Source organism: Bradyrhizobium sp. Pha-3, assembly GCF_042258615.1.
GTDB lineage: Bacteria > Pseudomonadota > Alphaproteobacteria > Rhizobiales > Xanthobacteraceae > Bradyrhizobium.
This window is the reverse complement of sequence record NZ_CP170152.1, coordinates 4,096,071-4,114,325: the sequence shown is the minus strand read 5'-3', so window position 1 is coordinate 4,114,325 and position 18,255 is coordinate 4,096,071. Positions and strand designations below refer to the sequence as shown.

The following is an 18,255-nucleotide window of genomic DNA, read 5'->3' as shown; positions in this document are numbered from 1 at the left end:
GATGCTTCTGGGCAGCTTCACGCTGCTGAGCGTGGCCGCTGCCGGCATCGTCGCCCTGCTCGATCCGGCGCCCGCGCCGGCCAACGCCGCGCCCCGGCCGGCCGCGAATCAGGCGCCCGCCCCAAGCCAGGCACAGACCCGGACGCCGGTCCGGATCGTCGGTATCCCGTTCGTCCCGAACACCAATCCTCGCCAGCGCTGACCATGCTCGCGTACAGGTCACGTCACAATTTTGTCACCGTACCTGCAAAACAGCCGTCTTCGTCAACCATCATGATGGCGAGTGCTTGATTCCGCGGGGTTGCTCTGCTGCAATCCGCGCGCACAAGGTGCGCCATGAAGTGGATGAAGGAACGCGATCTCCTGATCGCGCAGACAATGGCTTTCGTACAGTCGGTGAAGGGCAAGCTGCCCGACGCTGAGCTGCCGACGCCTGCCCCGCAGACCGCCGAAGCGCCAGCACCTGCTCCGCTGCCGGCCACCGCGGCGACCATGGTCGAGCCAGCCTTGGAGGCAAAGCCAGCCTTGGAGGCAAAGCCAGCCTTGGAGGCAAAGCCAGCCTTGGAGGCAAAGCCAGCCTTGGAGGCAAAGCCAGCCTTGGAGGCAAAGCCAGCCTTGGAGGCAAAGCCAGCCTTGGAGGCAAAGCCCACCTTGGAGGCAAAGCCAGCCCTGGAGATCAAGCCTGCTGCCGAGGCTCCAAGGGTCGTCATGCCGCCGCCGCTTCCGGTGCCGACCGTGCTCGAGGGCCTGCCCCCCGAGCCGCCGCCGTTGACGGTGACCGTCGTCGAAGTCCCGCCGCCGCCGGCGCAGCTGCCGCAATTTGCCAAGCTCGACATCAGCGGCGACTTCGGATCCGAGGTGCGGGAGCGGGTCGCCAATTTCCGCGCGCAGCAGCAGCGTTTCCTCAGGGAGCGCGAGGAATATTGCACCACCACAATGGCCAAGGTGCGCGCCGCGATCCGCGACAACAGCGAACTGCCGCGCTCCGGCAAGTAACCCGCATCCTCTAATCTCTGGCCGTTCGCTGAGCTTCAGCCCCGCGCGCCCGATTTCACCGGCTCGGTCAGGAAGCGTCCGCTCGAGTGCGCCAGCGTCGGCTCTTCCATCGCGTCAACGCCGGGCTGCTTGCCTTCCAGCATCGATCGCAGGCCGGCCACCGCCTGGGTCATACGTTCGGCGAATTTGGCCGCGGCGCCATCAAGGAACGCCCTGTCCTTCGGCTTCGGCTTGGCGATCCGCAGCTCGAAACGGGACGTTCCGTCCGGGCCGTCGAGAACAGCCCGGGTCATGACGATGCGCGGCGCTCCGGGCACCGGCAGCGTGATCCCGACCGTGAAGTAATCGACAGGACGCCAGTCGAGCGTCTCCTCGACATTGGTATGGTTGCCGTGCGCGCAATGATTTTTGGTGCCGACACCGCGTCGTCCCTTGCCCGACTCCTCGACGATGTCGTCGGCGTCCCACCATTTCCGCCATTGCCCGGGCACGGTGATGAACTCCCACACCGTCTGCCGCGGCGCGGCGATGTCGAACTCCAGTATCGCGTAGGCGTCTTCGCGCGTCACCTCCATCCGCGTTTGCGCGTCCTCCTGCTGCCACGCCGCTTCGAGATCGCGCGCCCACAGCGTCACATCGCCGATGATGTCGATGGTTTCCTGATGCGGGATGAGACCTTGCGCCACCGGATCGACGCCCATGGCACGGATCGCCGCATCGCTGTAGAGCGCGTAGGCCCGCCCTCCGAGCTTCTCGCCCACCGTGTTCTTGAGCAGTCGGTGGACCAGAATGACGTCGCGCCCGGCGAGCTCTTCCCTGCCGCCCATCTTCTGCTTCACCATCTCGCCGTGATGGATGACGAATTTGAAATCGAGATCGCCCATCGCGACGCAGGCCTTGCACTCGCAGGTCGAGGCCTGGCGGACGTCGCGCAGCCGCCGGCGGAACTTGAAATAGGCGCCCTCGATCGCGTCCTGCAGCAGCGAGCCGTCGATTGACCCGGTCGAGTAGACGAAGGCGGCGTCGCCCTCGAACTTGGCGAGGCGAAATGGCGGGCGCAGCCCTTTCACCACCACGTCCATGAAATCGGCGATGATGTCCTGCGCATGGTCGAGCTCGACCGCCGCGAGGAAGTTGGTGTAGCCGGAAATGTCGGCAATCGCGAAATATGCCGCTTCAGCCTTCGGAAGCATGGGGACCTCCCGCGCAATCTTTTCGTGCGATTTCGCAGTCTGTCACACCGTATCGCGATCCGCGACTACTGTAAGCCGCCGCGCTCCGGCAAGTACTGTCTTATCCCGCCGCCTCGTCATGCCCGGGCTTGTCCCGGGCATCCACGTCTTGGTCTCCATGCAAGGAAAAGACGTGGATGGCCGGGACAAGCCCGGCCATGACGGATGCAGCACGTCCCGGCACTAAAATCAGCGGCCGCCGATCTTCTCCAGTACCGGCAGCAGATGCTTCAAGAACTCGCCCGGGTTCTCGCTCATCGGGAAATGCCCGAGGCCTTTCATGATGGTGGCCTCACTGCCGGCAATGCTGTTTGCCACCGCCAGCGTCTCCTCCGGCGTGCAGGAATAGTCGTACTCACCCGACAGCAGGAACAGCGGGCAGCGTCTGGTGTCGATCTCGGCGACGCGGGCGCGGATGTCGCCGTCGATCTTGTAGAAATAGAGGTCGCCCTTGAACACGCCGGGCCCGCCCTGCATGTAGTGCCACAGCGTCTCCCACCGCTCTTTGTCGGGCGCGTCGGGCCCGACCAGGCCCGAGACGATGGCGGCCGCGACCTCGCCGCCATGCACATCCGGCCGGTGCAGGAAATTCAGGTCGTAATAGGGATCGACATGTGCGCCGGCCTGCAGGCCGATGATGGCGCGGAAGCGTTCGGGATGCTCGAGCGCGAGATGCAGTGCGATCCGGCCGCCGATCGAGCAGCCGATCACGATCGGCCTGTCGAGGTCGAGCGCCTCCATCACGGCCAGGATCATCGCCGTGTATTGCGCCGAGGTGAGCTGGTATTCCTCGTCGTGCCAGCCTTGGGGCGGCGACGACTTGCCGTGCCAGGGCATGTCGAAGGCGATGACGCGATGGTTGCGCGTGACGCTGACATCGTTCATCAGGCCGCGATATTGCCGCCCGTCGGCGCCCGCGGTGTGCAGGCAGAGCAGCGGCGTGCCCTCGCCCGCCTCCTCGACATAGACGCGGTGCGCTCGGCCGGACAGCTCGAGCTGCATGTAGCGGCCGATGATCGGTTCGAATTTGGCGCTCATGCGGTCACTCCCTCGCGGCGCAGCTTGCCGAGCGCCTCCTTGAAGTAACGCAGGTTCGCCATGAAGATCTGCAGCTCGCCCTCGGCCCTCAGCACACGGCGCTTGATCAGCGCCATCAGGTCGTTCGAGCCCGGCGGCGGCCGCTTTTCGCAGAACCTGTCCCATTCCTCGTCCGAGGTGCGCAGCGCAAACGACGACGACGGCATCACGAACGGCCCCTTCGTCACCGCGACGATCCGGCCCTCATGGATCGCGATCAGCCAGGCGGCCTTGCCGATCTCGAGCAGGAAAGTCGTGGTGAGATAGCGGCCGCGCCGCACCAGGCCGGCGTCGCAATTGACCCGTTCCTTCAGCATCTCGATCATGTCAGCTCCACCCCGCTTCGCTGCCCCGTCCGCCAGGCAGCGGCGGGCCCTTGTTCTGCCGGCAATGATGGAAGGAACGGCGTGGCCGTCAATCGGTAGAGGCGTCGCGCGGCCACGGCGTTTTCGCGTGGGTCGCCACATACAGATTTTGGCTAAAGCCAGATTTTCCCTAAAGCCACGACCAGACCAGCGCCACGTTGGCGGCACAGGCTGCGAGCAGCACAACCGCAAGCGCGAGCTGCACGCGTTCGTAGGGGGGCTGGTGGATCGCTCTCATGGCTCGGAGCATCCGGCGATTCTAGCGGAGGAGTCCCGGGGATTCTTTTTTCTGGGGTTTACCGCTCATTAAGGACTCAGGCCCCTCCGGCGAAAGGTCCGGAATAACTCATGTTTTCAGATGCTTGCCCAAACCTAGCTCACGGTTCCGTGATCGGAACGGCGATCTGGCCTGAAACCCGGGAAGGCCCTTGGCGTTGTCGGTTGTTTGGGGAAATGACGAAATGCCGTACGCGCTGTTCTATCAAGACGCCAAGCTGAGCAAGGCTTACCCGACCGAGGCCGACGTCTGGAAGCTCGCCCGGAAATCGGGCCTGGTGGTGGATGCCGTCTCCGACGAGGAGAAGTCCTCGCCCCGCCCGGTGCTGGACAATGACTACGAGATCCGGCCGTGCCAGCTCGAACCGAACGAGGATCCGGTCAAGAACAAGGCCGATGCCGATCGCGAAGCGCGTCTGGAGCCGCGGTTGAACTGAGCGACAGCGGGTCGTCCGGTGCGCTTGGGCGGACCGGATGCCGATGCGGCCGTCGTGCTGCCCTTACGGCGTCGCCGTCGCCAGCGACGCCTGTTCGGCGGCGAGCGACACGCAGATTTTCCGCCGATGCAGACCGCGGATCGACCCGGTCACCTTGAGCACCTTGCCGGCCGTGCAGGAGGCGTCCTGCACGAACACCACCTCGTAAGGCGCAAGCGCCAAGGGTTCGGATTTGAGGACGGTCTGGGCGAAGCACGGCACAGAGACCGCAGAGATGATCAGCCCTAACGCAAAGCTACGCATGTTTGTTTGTCCACCAGCCCGGCGATCCCACAATAGCGCATCACGATGAAAGTTCCGTGCAATGCAGGAATTATTTTTTGCATTGCACGATCAGGCCTGAACATCGGGTGAATGTGGGGCCCGCGGAAGCGGCGGGCCAACAAAAAAGGCCGACCCGAAGGCCGGCCTTTCGATCTCGGTGATACCAAGACGCGATCAGTAGCGGGAGCCCACCGGACCGCCCCAGCCGAAGCGGTAGTTGACCCCGAGCTTGACGGTATGTTCGTCGTTCCGGAAGCTCGCGCCGACAATGTCGGCCGGACCGCTGGTGAAAGTGGTCTTGCCGAAATTGTAGTACTGGTACTCGGCCTTCGCCGACCAGTTCGGAGCGAACATGTATTCGAGGCCCGCGCCGACCGTGTAGCCGTCCTTGTGACCGCCATCGGTGGTGAAGGCCGCCGGCACGCCGCCGACCGACGCCGTGATGTTGTTGTTGTCGCGCCAGGCGTAACCGCCCTTGGCGTAGAGCAGCGCCGGACCCCAGGTGTAGCCGAGGCGGCCGGTCACCGAACCGAGCTGGTCGGTATTGCCGGTCACGACCGTTCCGGCGGGGAACACCAGACCGTTATTCGAGGAGCTCGGCAGCCAGGAGTACTGCGCCTCGACACCCATCACCCAGTTGGGCGCGAACTGATAGTCGAAGCCGCCCTGCACGCCACCCATGAAGCGCGCGTCGCTGCCCATCAGATTGGTGCCGTCGGTGAACGCGCCGCCGACATGGCCACCGATATAGAATCCGGTCCAGTTGTAGACGAGCGCCGGGGCGGTATAAGGCGGCGGTGCCTTGGTATAGGTGCGGGCCGGCATGTCAGCCGCAGATGCCGGGCCCGCAAGGGCGGCCAGCGCGACTGTGCCGAGCAAAAACTTCTTCATTTCTGATCCCCGTTACGAACGCTGCGCTGTTAAGCCAAACAACGTGACGCCAATTAGGTTGCTTTGGGGCAGTGCCTGACCTGTGATGTTTCCGAGCTGTGACAGGGTCGCAACAACGCCCGTTTGTTCCTTGGCACAGAAGGTTTTTTCACCGGTTAAGCAGCCGTATTTCGGCAGTATGTAGGTCGCAAACGGCTAAGGTGAAGTTCAGCGCTCCCCGAAAAGTGATCAGAGTTCGCTAAGGATCCGGTCAGGCTTGCGACAAGCCGCCGTGCCCCAAAGCGCGATGAGATCGCGCTTTGGCTCCTTGTTTGGGCATGATCTCCGCGCAAACGCTACGCGTTTGTCGCGAGGGAAAACCGGTTCGCACTTTTCCGGATCATGCCTAGCGCGACATCTTCTCGAGCTCCGGAAACGCCGCATAGGACGCGCCGGCGCAGGGTTCGGCGGCATTGTCGAGGATGCGGTCGAGCCGGCCGTCGACGAACAGGACGCCGCGCTCCCGGGCCGGGCGGTAATTGCCGTCGGTATCCTTTGCGCTGTAGCGCAGGCAGACCACGTAACGCAGCCGGCCGCCGATCGTGCGCTGCGCCGGATCGGCGATAACAGCCTCGCGCACCCCGACCGGATTGTTCAGATAGGTCCGCATGAAGGCGAGGATCTGGTCGCGGTACCGGTCCGGAAACGGCTGGTTGGCGACGCCGCGATCGTCGGTGAAGGTGGTCGAGCTGCCGCCGTCATCGCTGGTGAGGCAGCCGGCAAGCGGCATCGAGAGCAGCAGCATCGCCGCCAGTCCTGATGAAGTCCGCAAAGTCAGCTGTTTCATGGGTCCCCGTTTGCGTCTCATAAACCGCCGGGCGGGGAATTCGCAACTCGGTTGTTCCTGCCCGTGACGGCGCCGTCCGGGTCTCGACCGAAGCCCGGACGCACTCCGGCCCGCCGCCATTGGGGAAGCAATGGACGGACGGGCCGGATCTGCATCCCCGCGCAAAGGCTTTGCCTTTGTCGCTGAGGGCGCAACGGAGCAATGGTGGATCGAACGACGCCCTCTGGCGTCAGGTTCAGCCGCGCTTGGCCGGCGCGACGTGCTTGGTGGCGACCTTCGCATGGACGTGCTTGGTCGCATGCTTCGGCGCCTTCACCTTCAGCATGCCCATATGCTTGTGGTGGCGGTGATGGCCGTAGTGCTTGTGGTGCATCTTGGCGTTGGCGTTGCGCACCTTCGAGGGCAGCTGCTCGCTCTTGATAACGGGAGCGGCCTTGGTCGCCGGGGCGGTCGTGGTCACCGGCGCGGGCGCGGCAGTCTTGCCGGCCTCAGCGGCGAGCGCGGGCGCTGCGATCACGGACATGGCGAGCAGCGCGGCGGAAATCGTCTTCAGCATGGTGGTCTCCTCTGCGGGATCGAGAGGTCTCCGGCCGGATGGTCGGCCTCACCGATCAATGCACGTGACCTTATGGGCCGCGCACTGAACCCGTTCTGAAGGGCGCTGACGGAATTCATTCATGTGAATGACATCTTGGTCATGTTGGCCGCCCTCATCCTCATCCGCCTGAGTGCGGGGATCACGCAATCGTGGGACCGGGCGGGAATGTTCTGCACCCCCGGGTGTTCAAGTCAGCAGGCTTGGGTGTACGATTACCGAGCGCGATCAGGAACGATCAGGAGCGACCAGGAATGAGCAGGACGACAAGGTTTTTGGGCCTCGCAGTGCTCTCGATGACACTCGCCGCCGGGCCGGTCATCTCGGCCTACGCCGCAGGCGGCGACAATCCCTCCCCGCCGGCTTCCGACAGCGGCAGCAAGGGCAAGAAGGCGAAGAAGGACAAGAGCTCGGCGATCGACGATCAGAAGTTCCTGGCCGGCTATCACGCCGCCTATGCCACGATCTACGACAAGCACGACTATACCGCTGCGATCGAGCAGCTGAAGGCGCTCGGCCAGGATGACCGTGCCGACGTCGCCAACCTGATCGGCTATTCCTATCGCAAGCTCGGCGACTACAAGGTCTCGCAGGTCTGGTACGAGCGCGCGCTGAAGGCCGACCCGGCCCATGTGCGCACCTGGCAGTATTACGGCCTCTGGCAGGTCGAACAGGGCAACCGCGACCAGGCGCAATACCACCTCAACCGCATCGCCCAACTCGCCGGCACCAACAGCGACGAATATCGCTCGCTCGCCGCAGCATTGGAGAAGCCCCCGGGCACCGGCCTGGTTTACTGAGCAAGCGAACAATCGACAGATCAAGCCGGCGCGGTCATTCAGGACCCGCCGGCTTTTTGCTGCCCCGTAGCCGCAGGATAGATGGAACGCAGCCTAGGGGTAATGCTCGAGGCGCCGGTCCCGCTTTTGCGGACGGCTCGCGCCCACCGTGCTGCCGTCAGCAGGCTTCGCCGGGCGCGCGGCCTTCTCGATTGGCGGGCCGCCGTCGCCGGTCTGCTTGCTGCTGTTGATCGCCTGGCCGGTGGTGGTGACGTTGGCCGCCAGCCCAGCCCCCGCTGAGCCGGCCGTCGGACCGGAGCTCTGCGCCAACACGGTTCCCGATAGCACCAATGCCGCCATCAGTATTGCCGCGTTGACTGTCATGGAAGGGGCCTTCTGCGCACGAATGATGCACAGCAACGCGCCGCTGCCGCGGACGTTCCCCCGGCACCATCATTTAAGGTAAATGCAAGGCGAATTCCCCTACCCGCGCTTGCCGGGGCTGCCGGCTGCATTTCAGCCGACAGCCCAACGTGCGCGGAGCGGCGAGACGGGTGTCGGCTCACTTCGCCTTCTGGATCGTGGTGACGGTGTAGCCGCCGTCACCCTCCTGGGCTTCGAACTTGACCTTGTCGCCGACCTTGACCTGCTTGAGCAGCGCGGGATCCTTGACCCGGTAGACCATCGTCATCGGCTCATCCATACCGAGGCTCTTGGCCGGGCCATGCTTGAGCGTGATCTTGCCCGCCCCCTCGTCGATCTTCTTGACCTCGCCGTTGATGGCTGCGGCCTGCGCGAAAGCGCCGCCAAATGTCAGCGCCAGCGCAGCTGCGGCTGCAATCCAGGTCATCCTGTTCATCGTTGTCGTCCTTTCTCTTGTTGCTGGTTTCATTTCACGATGACGCGGCCGGTCATCCCGTAGTCGCGGTGATCGGGGATCAGGCAGGAATATTCGAAGGTTCCAGCCTTGGTGAACTTCCAGACGATCTCCGCGGTCTTCTTGGGCGCGAGGCGGACGCCGTTCGGATCGTCATGCTCCATATGCGGATGCTTCTTCATCACTTCGGCATGCTTCAGATTCTCTTCGGTGGTCGCGAGCAGGAATTCGTGATCCTCGGTGCCGGCATTCTTGATCACGAAACGGATCTGTTCGCCGCGCTTGACCTCGATGCGGAACGGCGTGAACTCCATCTCCTTCATCTCGACCTCGACCGTGCGCGACGGCTTGCTCGGATCGCCGGGCTCGCCGGCCGAATAGGATTGGTGAGCGTGTTTTTCGTGGCCGCGCGACGGCGCCGCGGTGATCGACAGCGCAATGAGGGCGATGCCGATCGTGGTAACGTGCTTCATTGGATTCTCCATTTTGTTTTTGATGGTTGCGTGTCGTGGAACGGCGCGTTGATCCGCTACATCTTCATTCCCTTCATCGATGGCTTGGCTTTTCGCTCCGGGGCCGCCGGCGGCTGCCGCGCGGGCTCGGCGGCGGGCGCATCGACCTCATAGGCGACGGTGCCCGGTGGATAGTTGTAGGGACCCGGATCGGTGTAATCATCGCGGCCGAGGCCCTCGCGGATCTTCATCACCGTGAACATGCCGCCCATCTCGATCGGGCCGAATTGTCCGGTTCCGGTCATCATCGGCAGCGTGTTGTCGGGCGCGGGCATCTCCATGTTGCCCATCGCCATCCCGGTCGATCCCATCACCATCGCGTCGGGCGCGAGCTTGCCGACCGCCTTCGCCAGATCCTGGCGCGACACGCCGATGAAATTTCTGACGTCGTGGCCCATCGCGTTCATGGTGTGGTGCGACTTGTGGCAGTGGAATGCCCAGTCGCCCGGATTGTCGGCGAGCATGTCGAACACCCTGACGGCGCCGACCGGCACGTCGGTCGTGGTCTCCGGATATTGCGCGCTCTGCGGCACCCAGCCGCCATCGGTGCAAGTCACTGCGAAATTGTGCCCGTGCACATGGATCGGATGGTTGGTCATGGTCAGATTGCCGATCCGCACGCGAATCCGGTCGCCGAGCCGGATCGGCATCGGATCGATGCCGGGATAGACGCGGCTGTTCCAGGTCCACATGTTGAAGTCGGTCATCTCGTTGACCTTCGGCAGATAGGTGCCGGGGTCGATGAGATAGCTGCTCATGATGAAGACGAAGTCGCGGTCGACCGGGCGGAACGCCGGATCGCGCGGATGCACGATGAACATGCCCATCATGCCCATCGCCATCTGCACCATCTCGTCGGAATGCGGGTGGTACATGAAGGTCCCGCTGTTCTTCAGTTCGAACTCGTAGACGAAGGTCTTGCCCGGCTTGATGTGTGGCTGGTTGAGGCCGCCGACGCCGTCCATGCCTGATGGCACGATCATGCCGTGCCAGTGCACCGTGGTATGTTCAGGCAATTTGTTGGTGACGAAGATGCGGACCTTGTCGCCCTCGACCGCCTCGATGGTCGGTCCCGGCGCCTGGCCGTTATAGCCCCACAGATTGGCCTTCATGCCGTCGGCGAATTCGCGCACCACGGGCTCGGCGACGAGATGAAATTCCTTCCAGTCGCCGTTCATCCGCCATGGCAGCGACCAGCCGTTGAGCGTCACCACGGGCCGGTAGTCGGGCCCGCTCGACGGATGCAGCGGCGGCTGCATCACCGCCTTGTCCATGGTCGGCGCCTCCGGAATGGCTGCGGCCTGGACGCGGCCGCTGACCGCGCCTGCCGTGACCAGCGCGGCGCTCCCTAAAAATCCTCGACGTGAAAACATCTACGTCTCCTCTCAATGATCGCCGGCCGCGGGTGCGGTCGAGGCGATGGCGGATGGTGTCGATGGCGCGGCCGCCGCGCCGCCGCCGTTGATCGCGGTCTGCAAGTCGGATTGCGCCAGCCAGAAGTCGCGCCTGGCGTCGATCGCCGCGCGCAGCGAGCCTAGCCGCTGCCGCGCTTCGGTCAGCAGCGCGAACACGTCGACCTGCATGCTGGAGAAGCGCAGCTGCATCTCCTCCGTGATGATCTGCCGCAGCGGCAGCACCTCGCGCTGGTAGTGGCTCGCGATGTCGTAGGTCGAGCGGTAGACGCGGTAGGCGTCGCGCGCCTCGGAGCGGACGTTGATCGCCTTCTCGGTCAGGCGGTTCATCGCCTGCCGGTAGGTCTCGGCCGCCTGTCGGAGGCGCACCTCGCCGCCGTCGAAGATCGGGATCTGGAACTGGACATCGAATCCGCGCTCCGTGAAGGGCGGGCCCTCGGGATCGCGCGTCCGCCTGTCGATGCCGGCGACGTCGAGCAGCGTGACGAAGCGCGTGGCCTCGGTGAGATCGAGCGCCTTTGCGAGCGCGACAATCTCCATCCGTGCGATCTGCAGATCGACGCGATGACCGACCGCCGCGACCTCGATCGACGGCTGTTCCAGCGGCCGCTTCGGCAGCAATGGCAACTTGCTGGGGAGTCGGAAGCCGAGATCGCCGTCCCACAATCCCAACAGACGCGCCAGCCGCTCGCGCGAGCTCGTCGCGTTCTGCCGCGCGCTGGCGAGGTCGGCGGTGATCTCGGCGTAGAACACCTGCTCGCGGGCCTGGTCGAGCTTGTTCATGCCGCCGGTCTCGCCGAGTTTCTTGGCGAGTTGCGCGGTGGACTCAGCGGTCGCCTTCGCATCAGTCAGCAGCGCGACCGTCTCGTTCGCGGCCACCGCCGCGACATGGCTGCGCCGCACCTCGGCGGCGAGCCGCAAGGTGGCGAGCGCGGCCTTCAGCTGTGCCTGACGAAAGCGCTCGCGCGCAATCTCGGAGCGGGCCGGCAAGGTCGCCAGCGCCAGGATGTCGCCGACCACCTGCCGCTCGACCTCGCTGGCGCCGTTGCCGGTGATGCGCGAGACCGAGAAGGTCGGATTCGGCGGCAGGCTGTCGGCGACGAGATCGGTCTCCGCCAGCGCCAGCTCGTTATAGGCGGCTTGCAAGCCCTTGTTGTTCAGCAGCGCGAGCTGGACGGCCGCATCCGCGGTCAGGTTGCGGGCGAGCAACCGCTTCACCGCGGCCTCGACGGTCGCGGCTTCATCCGCGGAGCGAACGAAGGCGACATCCTTGCCGATCGCCTTTTCGGTCACGTCGGAGACGACGCCCATGCCGCTGTCGGGCGAGAACGAGGCGCATCCCGCGAGCGCGGATGTCAGCAGCAGGATCGGCGCAATGGCCAGATGTCGCATGGCGCCCTCCTACCGATCCGATTTGTGATCGGAATTGGTTTGCGGCGTCACGCCATCGTTGCGCTCGCGCCAGGGCAGCGGCGTCGCCGGACGCAGGCTGCTGTAGGGCGCGATCGTCGAGCGGTAGCCGACGCCGGCCGTGTGCGCCGACGGGTTGGCCGGATCGCCTGCGGCGGCAAGCGGCCGGCCGTCGGCCATGCAACCGGCGAGCGGCGCAGCCGCCAGGATGGCGGCGGCGATGCGCGACACGAATGTGGATGGCGCGCGCCGGCCAAGCTTGCTGCCAAGCCGTGTGGCCACGGCGGCGAGCCTCGCCCCGAAATGCGAATACATGGGTCTGTCCCGATCATCAGATGAATAGCAGGCATGCGCACGCGAGCGCGCGGCGCAGCCACGATGTCAGCTGAGGATCAGGCGATGGGGGGACGATAGAGTCGCGCGGGCGCCTCGCCGTGCAGGCTCTGCAAGGCTTCAGTGAGACGGGTCGCGATCGGATGCAACGGACCGGCGACGAGCGGAAGATCGGCCGGCAGCGCCGACACGCACATCATCGCGCAGCACGGCCCGGGCGCGCTCTTGCCGTCGTGGCTGTGCTTGACCGGCGGTTCGGCGCCATCGGCCGCGTGGTTCATATGCATGCCGCCATGATCGTGGCCGGCATTATCGTGCATGGCGCCATCGGCATGCGCCATCGAGGCATCATGCACATGCACATGCACCGCGACGGCCGGCTGGACCTCATCGGTCAGGCACGGAAACGGCGCCCCGAACGCGAGCGCGACGGACGGCGCGAGGACGCAGAACAGATAGGCCAGGATGATGGAACATCCCGCCCGCACCCGCCCTGACCTCGTCAACCGCACCAGCACCTGCGTGATCGCCCCGAACTCACCTCGCCCGCACCCCGACTGCAAATCAATCGGCTGCGAACCGCCATCCTATATACCCCCGCAGGGTATCATTCAATCCGGTTTGAACCGGCCAACGGATTCCCTGCCCCTGCTACACGCTGTCGCATGACGGGCGCGACGACATCCGCCTCCGGCATCCTCGCGCGCAGCGCGAAGCCCTTCACGACGGCGAAGATTGCGGGAATCACGATCAGCGTCAGCAAGGTCGACGAGATCATACCACCGATCATCGGCACCGCGATGCGCTGCATGATCTCGGAGCCGGTGCCGGTGCTCCACATGATCGGCAGCAGTCCGGCCATGATGGCGACCACCGTCATCATCTTCGGCCGCACGCGCTCGACCGCGCCTTCGATGATCGCGCGGTTGAGATCTTCGTGGTCGATCGAGCGTCCCTCGGCGGCGCGACGCGCGGTGATCCCGGCCAGCGCATGGTTGAGATACATCAGCATCACGACGCCGGTCTCGGCGGCGACGCCGGCGAGCGCGATGAAGCCGACCGCGACCGCAACCGACAGGTTGAAGCCGAGCGCCCACATCAGCCAGAGCCCGCCGACCAGCGCGAACGGCAGCGACAGCATCACGATCATGGTCTCCACCACCGAGCGGAAGTTGAGGTAGAGCAGCAGGAAGATGATCAGCAGCGTCACCGGCACCACGATCTTGAGCCGCGCGGTGGCGCGTTCGAGATATTCGTATTGCCCGCTCCAGACCACGTAGGTGCCGGGCGGAAACTGGACGCCGGCCTGCACCGCGCGCTGCGCATCCGCGACATAGCCGCCGAGATCGCGATCGCGGATATCGACATAGATGTAGGTCGCGAGTTGCCCGTTCTCGGTCCGGATCGTGGTCGGTCCGCGCGCCGGCGTGATATCGGCGACCTCGCCGAGCGGCACCGCCCCGCCCGCCGGCATCGGCACCAGGATGTCGCTGGCGATCGCGGCCGGATTGTCGCGCAGGTCGCGCGGATAGCGCATGTTGACGGTGAAGCGCTGGCGCCCCTCCACTGTCGTCGTGACGGTCTGGCCGCCGAGCGCGGTCGCGATCGTGTCCTGCACGTCCTGCACCGCGATGCCGTAGCGCGACAAAGCTTCGCGGTTCGGCGTAATCTCGAGGTAGTAGCCGCCGAGGCCACGCTCGGCATAGGCCGACGAGGTGCCGGGCACGCCCTTCACGACCTGCTCGACCTGGCGCGCGAGCTTGTCGATCACGGCGAGATCGGGGCCGATCACCTTGACGCCGACCGGCGTCCGGATCCCGGTCGACAGCATGTCGATGCGCGCCTTGATCGGCATGGTCCAGGCATTCGAGACGCCGGGGAATTGCAGCGCCTTGTCCATCTCGGCGATCAGGCCGTCGAGCGTGAGGCCCTTGCGCCATTGCTGTTTCGGCTTGAGGTTGACGACGGTCTCGAACATCTCCGACGGCGCAGGGTCGGTCGCGGTGGCGGCGCGGCCGGCCTTGCCGTAGACCGAGACGACCTCCGGAAAGCTGCGGATGATGCGGTCCTGCATCTGCAGCAGCTCGGCCGCCTTGGTCACCGAAATCCCCGGCAGCGTGGTCGGCATGTAGAGCAGCGTGCCTTCGTTGAGGTCGGGCATGAACTCGGTGCCGAGTTGCCGGGCCGGCCAGACCGTGACGGCGATCGCTGCGAGCGCGAGCAGGATCACCAGCGTCTTGGCCCGCAACACGCCGTTGATGACGGGACGGTAGATCCAGATCAGGAACCGGTTGATCGGATTCTTGTGCTCGGGGACGATCCTGCCGCGGACGAAGATCACCATCAATGCCGGCACCAGCGTCACCGACAGCAGCGCGGCTGCCGCCATCGCGAACGTCTTGGTGAAGGCGAGCGGCGAGAACAGCCGCCCCTCCTGCGATTCCAGCGTGAAGATCGGCATGAACGACACGGTGATGATGAGCAGGCTGAAGAACAGCGCCGGTCCCACCTCCGCCGCGGCCTCGATCAGGATCGCGACCCGCGACCGGCCCGGCTCGGCCCGCTCCAGATGCTTGTGCGCATTCTCGATCATCACGATCGCCGCATCGATCATGGCGCCGATCGCGATCGCGATGCCGCCAAGACTCATGATGTTGGAGCCGATCCCGAGCAGCTTCATCGCGCCGAACGCCATCAGGACGCCGACCGGCAGCATCAGGATCGCGACCAGCGCGCTGCGGACATGCAGCAGGAACACGAAGCAGACCAGCGCGACCACGACGCTCTCCTCGAACAGCGTGCGCTTGAGCGTGTCGATCGCCGCATAGATCAGGTTGGAGCGGTCGTAGACCGGCACGATCTCGACCGATTTCGGCAGGCTGGTCGCGATCTCCTTGAAGCGTTTCTTGACGTTTTCGATCACGTCGAGCGCATTGACGCCGAAGCGTTGCAGGACGATGCCGCTCGCCACCTCGCCCTCGCCGTTCAATTCCGCGATGCCGCGCCGCTCGTCGGGGCCGAGCTCGACGCGGGCAACGTCGCGCAGCAGCACCGGCGTGCCGTTGTCGGTCTTCAGCACGATGTTGCCGAGATCGTTGATGTCCTTCAGATAGCCCTTGCCGCGAATGACATATTCGAACTCGGAGAGCTCGACGGTGCGGCCGCCGACATCGGCATTGCTGGCGCGGATCGCGTCGCGCATCCGCTGCATGGTGATGCCGCGATCACGCATCCGCTGCGGATCGAGGATCACATTGTACTGCTTGACGAAGCCGCCGACGCTCGCGACCTCGGCGACGCCTTCCGCTCTCGCCAGCGCGAATTTCAGGTTCCAGTCCTGGATCGTGCGGGTATCCGCCAGATTGAGCTGTTTCGACATCACGGCATACTGGTAGACCCAGCCGACGCCGGTCGCATCGGGACCGATCGTCGGCGAAACGCCGGCCGGCAATCGCGACGCCGCACCGTTGAGGAATTCGAGCACGCGCGAGCGCGCCCAGTAGATGTCGGTGCCGTCCTCGAAGATGACGTAGACGAAGGAGACGCCGAAGAACGAGAAGCCGCGCACGACCTTCGACTTCGGCACCGTCAGCATCGCCGTGGTCAAGGGATAGGTGACCTGGTCCTCGATCACCTGCGGCGCCTGGCCGGGATACTCGGTGTAGACGATGACCTGGGTGTCGGAGAGATCGGGAATCGCATCGAGCGGCAGATGCAGCAGCGCGTAGAGGCCCGCGGCGGCTGCAAAGCCGGTGCCGAACAGCACCAGCAGCAGATTGCGCGCCGACCAGGCGATGATGCGGGCGATCATGGCCGGCCTCCGTCCGTCATCTGGCTGTCGGCCGTTGCCGCTTGCGCAGCGCCGGCCTCGGCAAAGCCCTTGATCGCGGCTTTCAGGTTGCTTTCGGCATCGATCAAGAAAGTGGCCGACGTGACGACCGCATCGCCCTCCGCGATCCCGTCGCGGATTTCGACATAGCCCTCGCCGCGCCGCCCGAGCTTGACCTCGCGCGGCTCGAACCGGCCGTTGCCCCGGTCGATCAGCACGGTCTGGCGGCTCCCGGTGTCGAGGATCGCGTTGTCAGCCACCGTCAGCACCGGCGCCGCGCTGCCGATGTCGATCTCGGCGTCGATATACATGTCCGGCAGCAGCGCGAGATCGGCATTCTGTAATTCGATCCGCACCCGCGCGGTGCGCGTGTCCTTGTTGACCTGCGGATAGATCATGCTGATCTGGCCCATGAACGTGCGGCCGGGATAGCTGCGGGCCCGCACCGCGACCTTCTGCCCGACCACGATGTTGCCGAGATCGCGCTCGGCGACATCGACCAGTGCCCATACGACAGAGACGTCGGCGATCCGGAACAGCACGTCGCCCGGCTGGGCGCGCATGCCCTCGATCGCGGCGCGCTGCAACACGATGCCGTCGCGCGGCGACAACCACTGGATCGCGAGCGGAACCGTGTGACTCTTCTCCATCTCGGCGATGACCGTCTCGGGAACGTCGAGATTGGTCAGCCGCTGCTTGGAGCCTCGCCCGTAAGGCTCGATATTTGCGATCGCCTTCGAGGTCATGGTCGCGACATATTCGGCCGCGGCGGACGACACCGCCGGGCTATAGATCTCCATCAACGGCTGCCCCTTGGTCACCCGGCTGCCGGTCGTGATGTCGGCGACCTTCTGCACATAGCTCTCGGCCCGCATTGCAATCACCGACACACGCCGTTCGTCGAGCTGGATCGTGCCGGGGGCACGGACCAGCGTGCGGATGCGGCGCAGCTCCGCCGCTTCGGATTTGACGCCGGTGCGCTGGATTTTTCCCGGCGACAGCGTGATCGAGCCGTCGTCGCTGTCTTCGCCGTCATAGACGGCGATGTAGTCCATCCCCATCGAATCCTTCTTCGGCACCGGCGAGGTGTCGGGAAGGCCCATCGGGTTGCGATAATATTTGACCTTGCGCTCGCCCTTGGCGGCCGTGGCGTTGCTGCCCGCCGGCATCGCCATTGGCGCGTCCGGCTCGTCAAAGCTGAGATCGGCGCCGGCGGCGACCGGCTGGTAGTCGCGGCCGTCAGGCGTCTTCTTCGGCGTCAGCGAGTAAGACGGCTTGCCGTCCGGATCGCGGAAATAGATCGGCGCGCCGGCCTCGGCCGCTTGCGCGGCAGAGGGAGCGAGATTTGCGCCTGGCCACGGCGGCAGGCCGCGACCGAGATATGCGACGCCTGCCGCTGCAACGATCGCAGCGGCAGCGCCTGCCAGAGCGAGCCGGTTCATTTCCCGGCCGTGACGACGAGCTTGCTTTCGACCGTGCCGGTCTCGCCCTGCACCTTCGCACCGAGCGACAGCTGCCAGCGCCCGGCCATGCCGAAATTCGCCTTGAACCGATAGGTGCCGGGTTCGACGCCCGGCATCGGCGTGACCTTGGTGGCCATCTCCTGCATGCCGTCCGGGGCCATGTCGAGCCGCGTCGTGAAGATCACGGCGTCAGGGACGGCCTTGCCGGTCTTCATGTTCATCAGCCGGACGGTGACGACCTTGTCCGGACCAGCCTGGACGGTCTGGTCGACGAGCTGGAATTCGTAATCCTTGATGTCGGCGAGCGCGACAGTGGCAGTGCCTGTCAGCGCCAGGCCGATGAGCGCGGCCACTACGGCACGCGACGTATTGAACGACGTCATTCGTTTCATTCCTCGATAGGATTTGATCTGCCGCTTGCGCGGCACGCGGCGTCCACGCGACCGAAGGTCGCGCGGCAGCAACCGGCGCTTGCGGCGCCAGTCAGACCAAATGTCGAGGAGGATGGTCGGGAGGCGGACGGACCAGCCCGTCAGCGACCAGATCGTCACGCAGATGCAATCGCAGCTGTGTCGACGGCCTCACCGCGAGGCCGAGGGTCGATGGTCCCGCGTGCAGGAC

The 18,255-nt window shown here is 65.1% G+C and carries 22 protein-coding genes; 4 read left to right on the top strand and 18 right to left on the bottom strand.

Annotation, left to right across the window (positions count from 1 at the left end; translation table 11 throughout):
* Position 1: 1 nt before the first annotated feature.
* The gene (locus tag ACE10Z_RS19385; RefSeq protein WP_375789332.1) at positions 2–202 is read left to right on the top strand and encodes a hypothetical protein; all 201 of its coding nucleotides are present in this window, start codon (positions 2–4) and stop codon (positions 200–202) included.
* Between the two features lie 22 nt (positions 203–224).
* Here ACE10Z_RS19385 and ACE10Z_RS19380 read toward each other — a convergent pair whose 3' ends face one another.
* Complete coding sequence (locus tag ACE10Z_RS19380; protein ID WP_375789331.1) at positions 225–710, bottom strand: hypothetical protein; 486 nt, start codon at positions 708–710, stop codon at positions 225–227.
* Between ACE10Z_RS19380 and ACE10Z_RS19375 the strand changes: the two genes are divergently transcribed.
* A complete protein-coding gene (locus ACE10Z_RS19375; protein WP_375789330.1) occupies positions 709–996 on the top strand; it encodes a hypothetical protein in 288 nt (95 codons plus the stop codon). The genes ACE10Z_RS19380 and ACE10Z_RS19375 overlap by 2 nt on opposite strands.
* Before the next feature lie 35 nt (positions 997–1,031).
* Here the strand turns inward: ACE10Z_RS19375 and ACE10Z_RS19370 are convergent, their stop codons facing one another.
* From ACE10Z_RS19370 to ACE10Z_RS19360, 3 genes are all read right to left on the bottom strand, one after another.
* Complete coding sequence (locus ACE10Z_RS19370; RefSeq protein WP_375789329.1) at positions 1,032–2,189, bottom strand: DUF2652 domain-containing protein; 1,158 nt, start codon at positions 2,187–2,189, stop codon at positions 1,032–1,034.
* Positions 2,190–2,417: 228 nt separating this feature from the next.
* Complete coding sequence (locus ACE10Z_RS19365; protein WP_375789328.1) at positions 2,418–3,266, bottom strand: alpha/beta fold hydrolase; 849 nt, start codon at positions 3,264–3,266, stop codon at positions 2,418–2,420.
* Positions 3,263–3,631, bottom strand: a complete 369-nt coding sequence (locus tag ACE10Z_RS19360; RefSeq protein ID WP_375789327.1) for a hypothetical protein — start codon at positions 3,629–3,631, stop codon at positions 3,263–3,265. The genes ACE10Z_RS19365 and ACE10Z_RS19360 overlap by 4 nt, the downstream gene beginning before the upstream one ends.
* A gap of 500 nt (positions 3,632–4,131) precedes the next feature.
* On the opposite strand from ACE10Z_RS19360, the gene ACE10Z_RS19355 reads away from it, so the two are divergent.
* Positions 4,132–4,383: a hypothetical protein gene (locus ACE10Z_RS19355; RefSeq protein ID WP_375789326.1), complete on the top strand. Its 252-nt coding sequence runs from the start codon at positions 4,132–4,134 to the stop codon at positions 4,381–4,383.
* A 63-nt stretch (positions 4,384–4,446) separates the two neighbouring features.
* On the opposite strand, the gene ACE10Z_RS19350 is transcribed toward ACE10Z_RS19355, so the two are convergent.
* The 4 genes from ACE10Z_RS19350 to ACE10Z_RS19335 form a co-directional block, all read right to left on the bottom strand.
* Positions 4,447–4,686, bottom strand: a complete 240-nt coding sequence (locus ACE10Z_RS19350; protein WP_375789325.1) for a hypothetical protein — start codon at positions 4,684–4,686, stop codon at positions 4,447–4,449.
* 195 nt (positions 4,687–4,881) lie between these two features.
* On the bottom strand, positions 4,882–5,598 hold the full coding sequence (locus tag ACE10Z_RS19345; protein WP_375789324.1) for an outer membrane protein: 717 nt from the start codon (positions 5,596–5,598) through the stop codon (positions 4,882–4,884).
* Between the two features lie 385 nt (positions 5,599–5,983).
* Positions 5,984–6,424, bottom strand: coding sequence for a hypothetical protein (locus tag ACE10Z_RS19340; RefSeq protein WP_375789323.1), 441 nt, complete (start codon positions 6,422–6,424; stop codon positions 5,984–5,986).
* 235 nt (positions 6,425–6,659) lie between these two features.
* Positions 6,660–6,980 carry a His-rich protein BRANT gene (locus ACE10Z_RS19335; protein WP_375789322.1) on the bottom strand — a complete coding sequence of 107 codons (321 nt, stop codon included), beginning with the start codon at positions 6,978–6,980 and terminating at the stop codon, positions 6,660–6,662.
* Positions 6,981–7,273: 293 nt separating this feature from the next.
* On the opposite strand from ACE10Z_RS19335, the gene ACE10Z_RS19330 reads away from it, so the two are divergent.
* Entirely contained in the window at positions 7,274–7,819 is a 546-nt protein-coding gene (locus ACE10Z_RS19330) for a tetratricopeptide repeat protein (RefSeq protein ID WP_375789321.1), read from the top strand.
* A 93-nt stretch (positions 7,820–7,912) separates the two neighbouring features.
* Here ACE10Z_RS19330 and ACE10Z_RS19325 read toward each other — a convergent pair whose 3' ends face one another.
* The 10 genes from ACE10Z_RS19325 to ACE10Z_RS19280 all read right to left on the bottom strand — a co-directional run bounded on the left by ACE10Z_RS19325 (position 7,913) and on the right by ACE10Z_RS19280 (position 18,017).
* Positions 7,913–8,182, bottom strand: coding sequence for a hypothetical protein (locus ACE10Z_RS19325; RefSeq protein ID WP_375789320.1), 270 nt, complete (start codon positions 8,180–8,182; stop codon positions 7,913–7,915).
* A 178-nt stretch (positions 8,183–8,360) separates the two neighbouring features.
* Positions 8,361–8,657 (bottom strand): copper-binding protein, encoded by a 297-nt coding sequence (locus tag ACE10Z_RS19320; protein WP_375789319.1) that lies wholly within the window; start codon positions 8,655–8,657, stop codon positions 8,361–8,363.
* 29 nt (positions 8,658–8,686) lie between these two features.
* Complete coding sequence (locus ACE10Z_RS19315; protein WP_375789318.1) at positions 8,687–9,148, bottom strand: cupredoxin domain-containing protein; 462 nt, start codon at positions 9,146–9,148, stop codon at positions 8,687–8,689.
* 56 nt (positions 9,149–9,204) lie between these two features.
* Positions 9,205–10,560 carry a multicopper oxidase family protein gene (locus tag ACE10Z_RS19310; protein ID WP_375789317.1) on the bottom strand — a complete coding sequence of 452 codons (1,356 nt, stop codon included), beginning with the start codon at positions 10,558–10,560 and terminating at the stop codon, positions 9,205–9,207.
* 12 nt (positions 10,561–10,572) lie between these two features.
* Positions 10,573–11,991 (bottom strand): TolC family protein, encoded by a 1,419-nt coding sequence (locus ACE10Z_RS19305; RefSeq protein ID WP_375789316.1) that lies wholly within the window; start codon positions 11,989–11,991, stop codon positions 10,573–10,575.
* 9 nt (positions 11,992–12,000) lie between these two features.
* A complete protein-coding gene (locus ACE10Z_RS19300) occupies positions 12,001–12,324 on the bottom strand; it encodes a hypothetical protein (protein ID WP_375789315.1) in 324 nt (107 codons plus the stop codon).
* Positions 12,325–12,401: 77 nt separating this feature from the next.
* Positions 12,402–12,854, bottom strand: a complete 453-nt coding sequence (locus tag ACE10Z_RS19295) for a hypothetical protein (protein WP_375789314.1) — start codon at positions 12,852–12,854, stop codon at positions 12,402–12,404.
* A 95-nt stretch (positions 12,855–12,949) separates the two neighbouring features.
* On the bottom strand, positions 12,950–16,153 hold the full coding sequence (locus ACE10Z_RS19290; RefSeq protein WP_375789313.1) for an efflux RND transporter permease subunit: 3,204 nt from the start codon (positions 16,151–16,153) through the stop codon (positions 12,950–12,952).
* Positions 16,150–17,613, bottom strand: a complete 1,464-nt coding sequence (locus ACE10Z_RS19285; RefSeq protein WP_375789312.1) for an efflux RND transporter periplasmic adaptor subunit — start codon at positions 17,611–17,613, stop codon at positions 16,150–16,152. Before ACE10Z_RS19285 ends, ACE10Z_RS19290 begins: the two co-directional genes overlap by 4 nt.
* Positions 17,610–18,017, bottom strand: coding sequence for a FixH family protein (locus ACE10Z_RS19280; protein ID WP_375789877.1), 408 nt, complete (start codon positions 18,015–18,017; stop codon positions 17,610–17,612). The genes ACE10Z_RS19285 and ACE10Z_RS19280 overlap by 4 nt, the downstream gene beginning before the upstream one ends.
* Positions 18,018–18,255 lie beyond the last annotated feature (238 nt).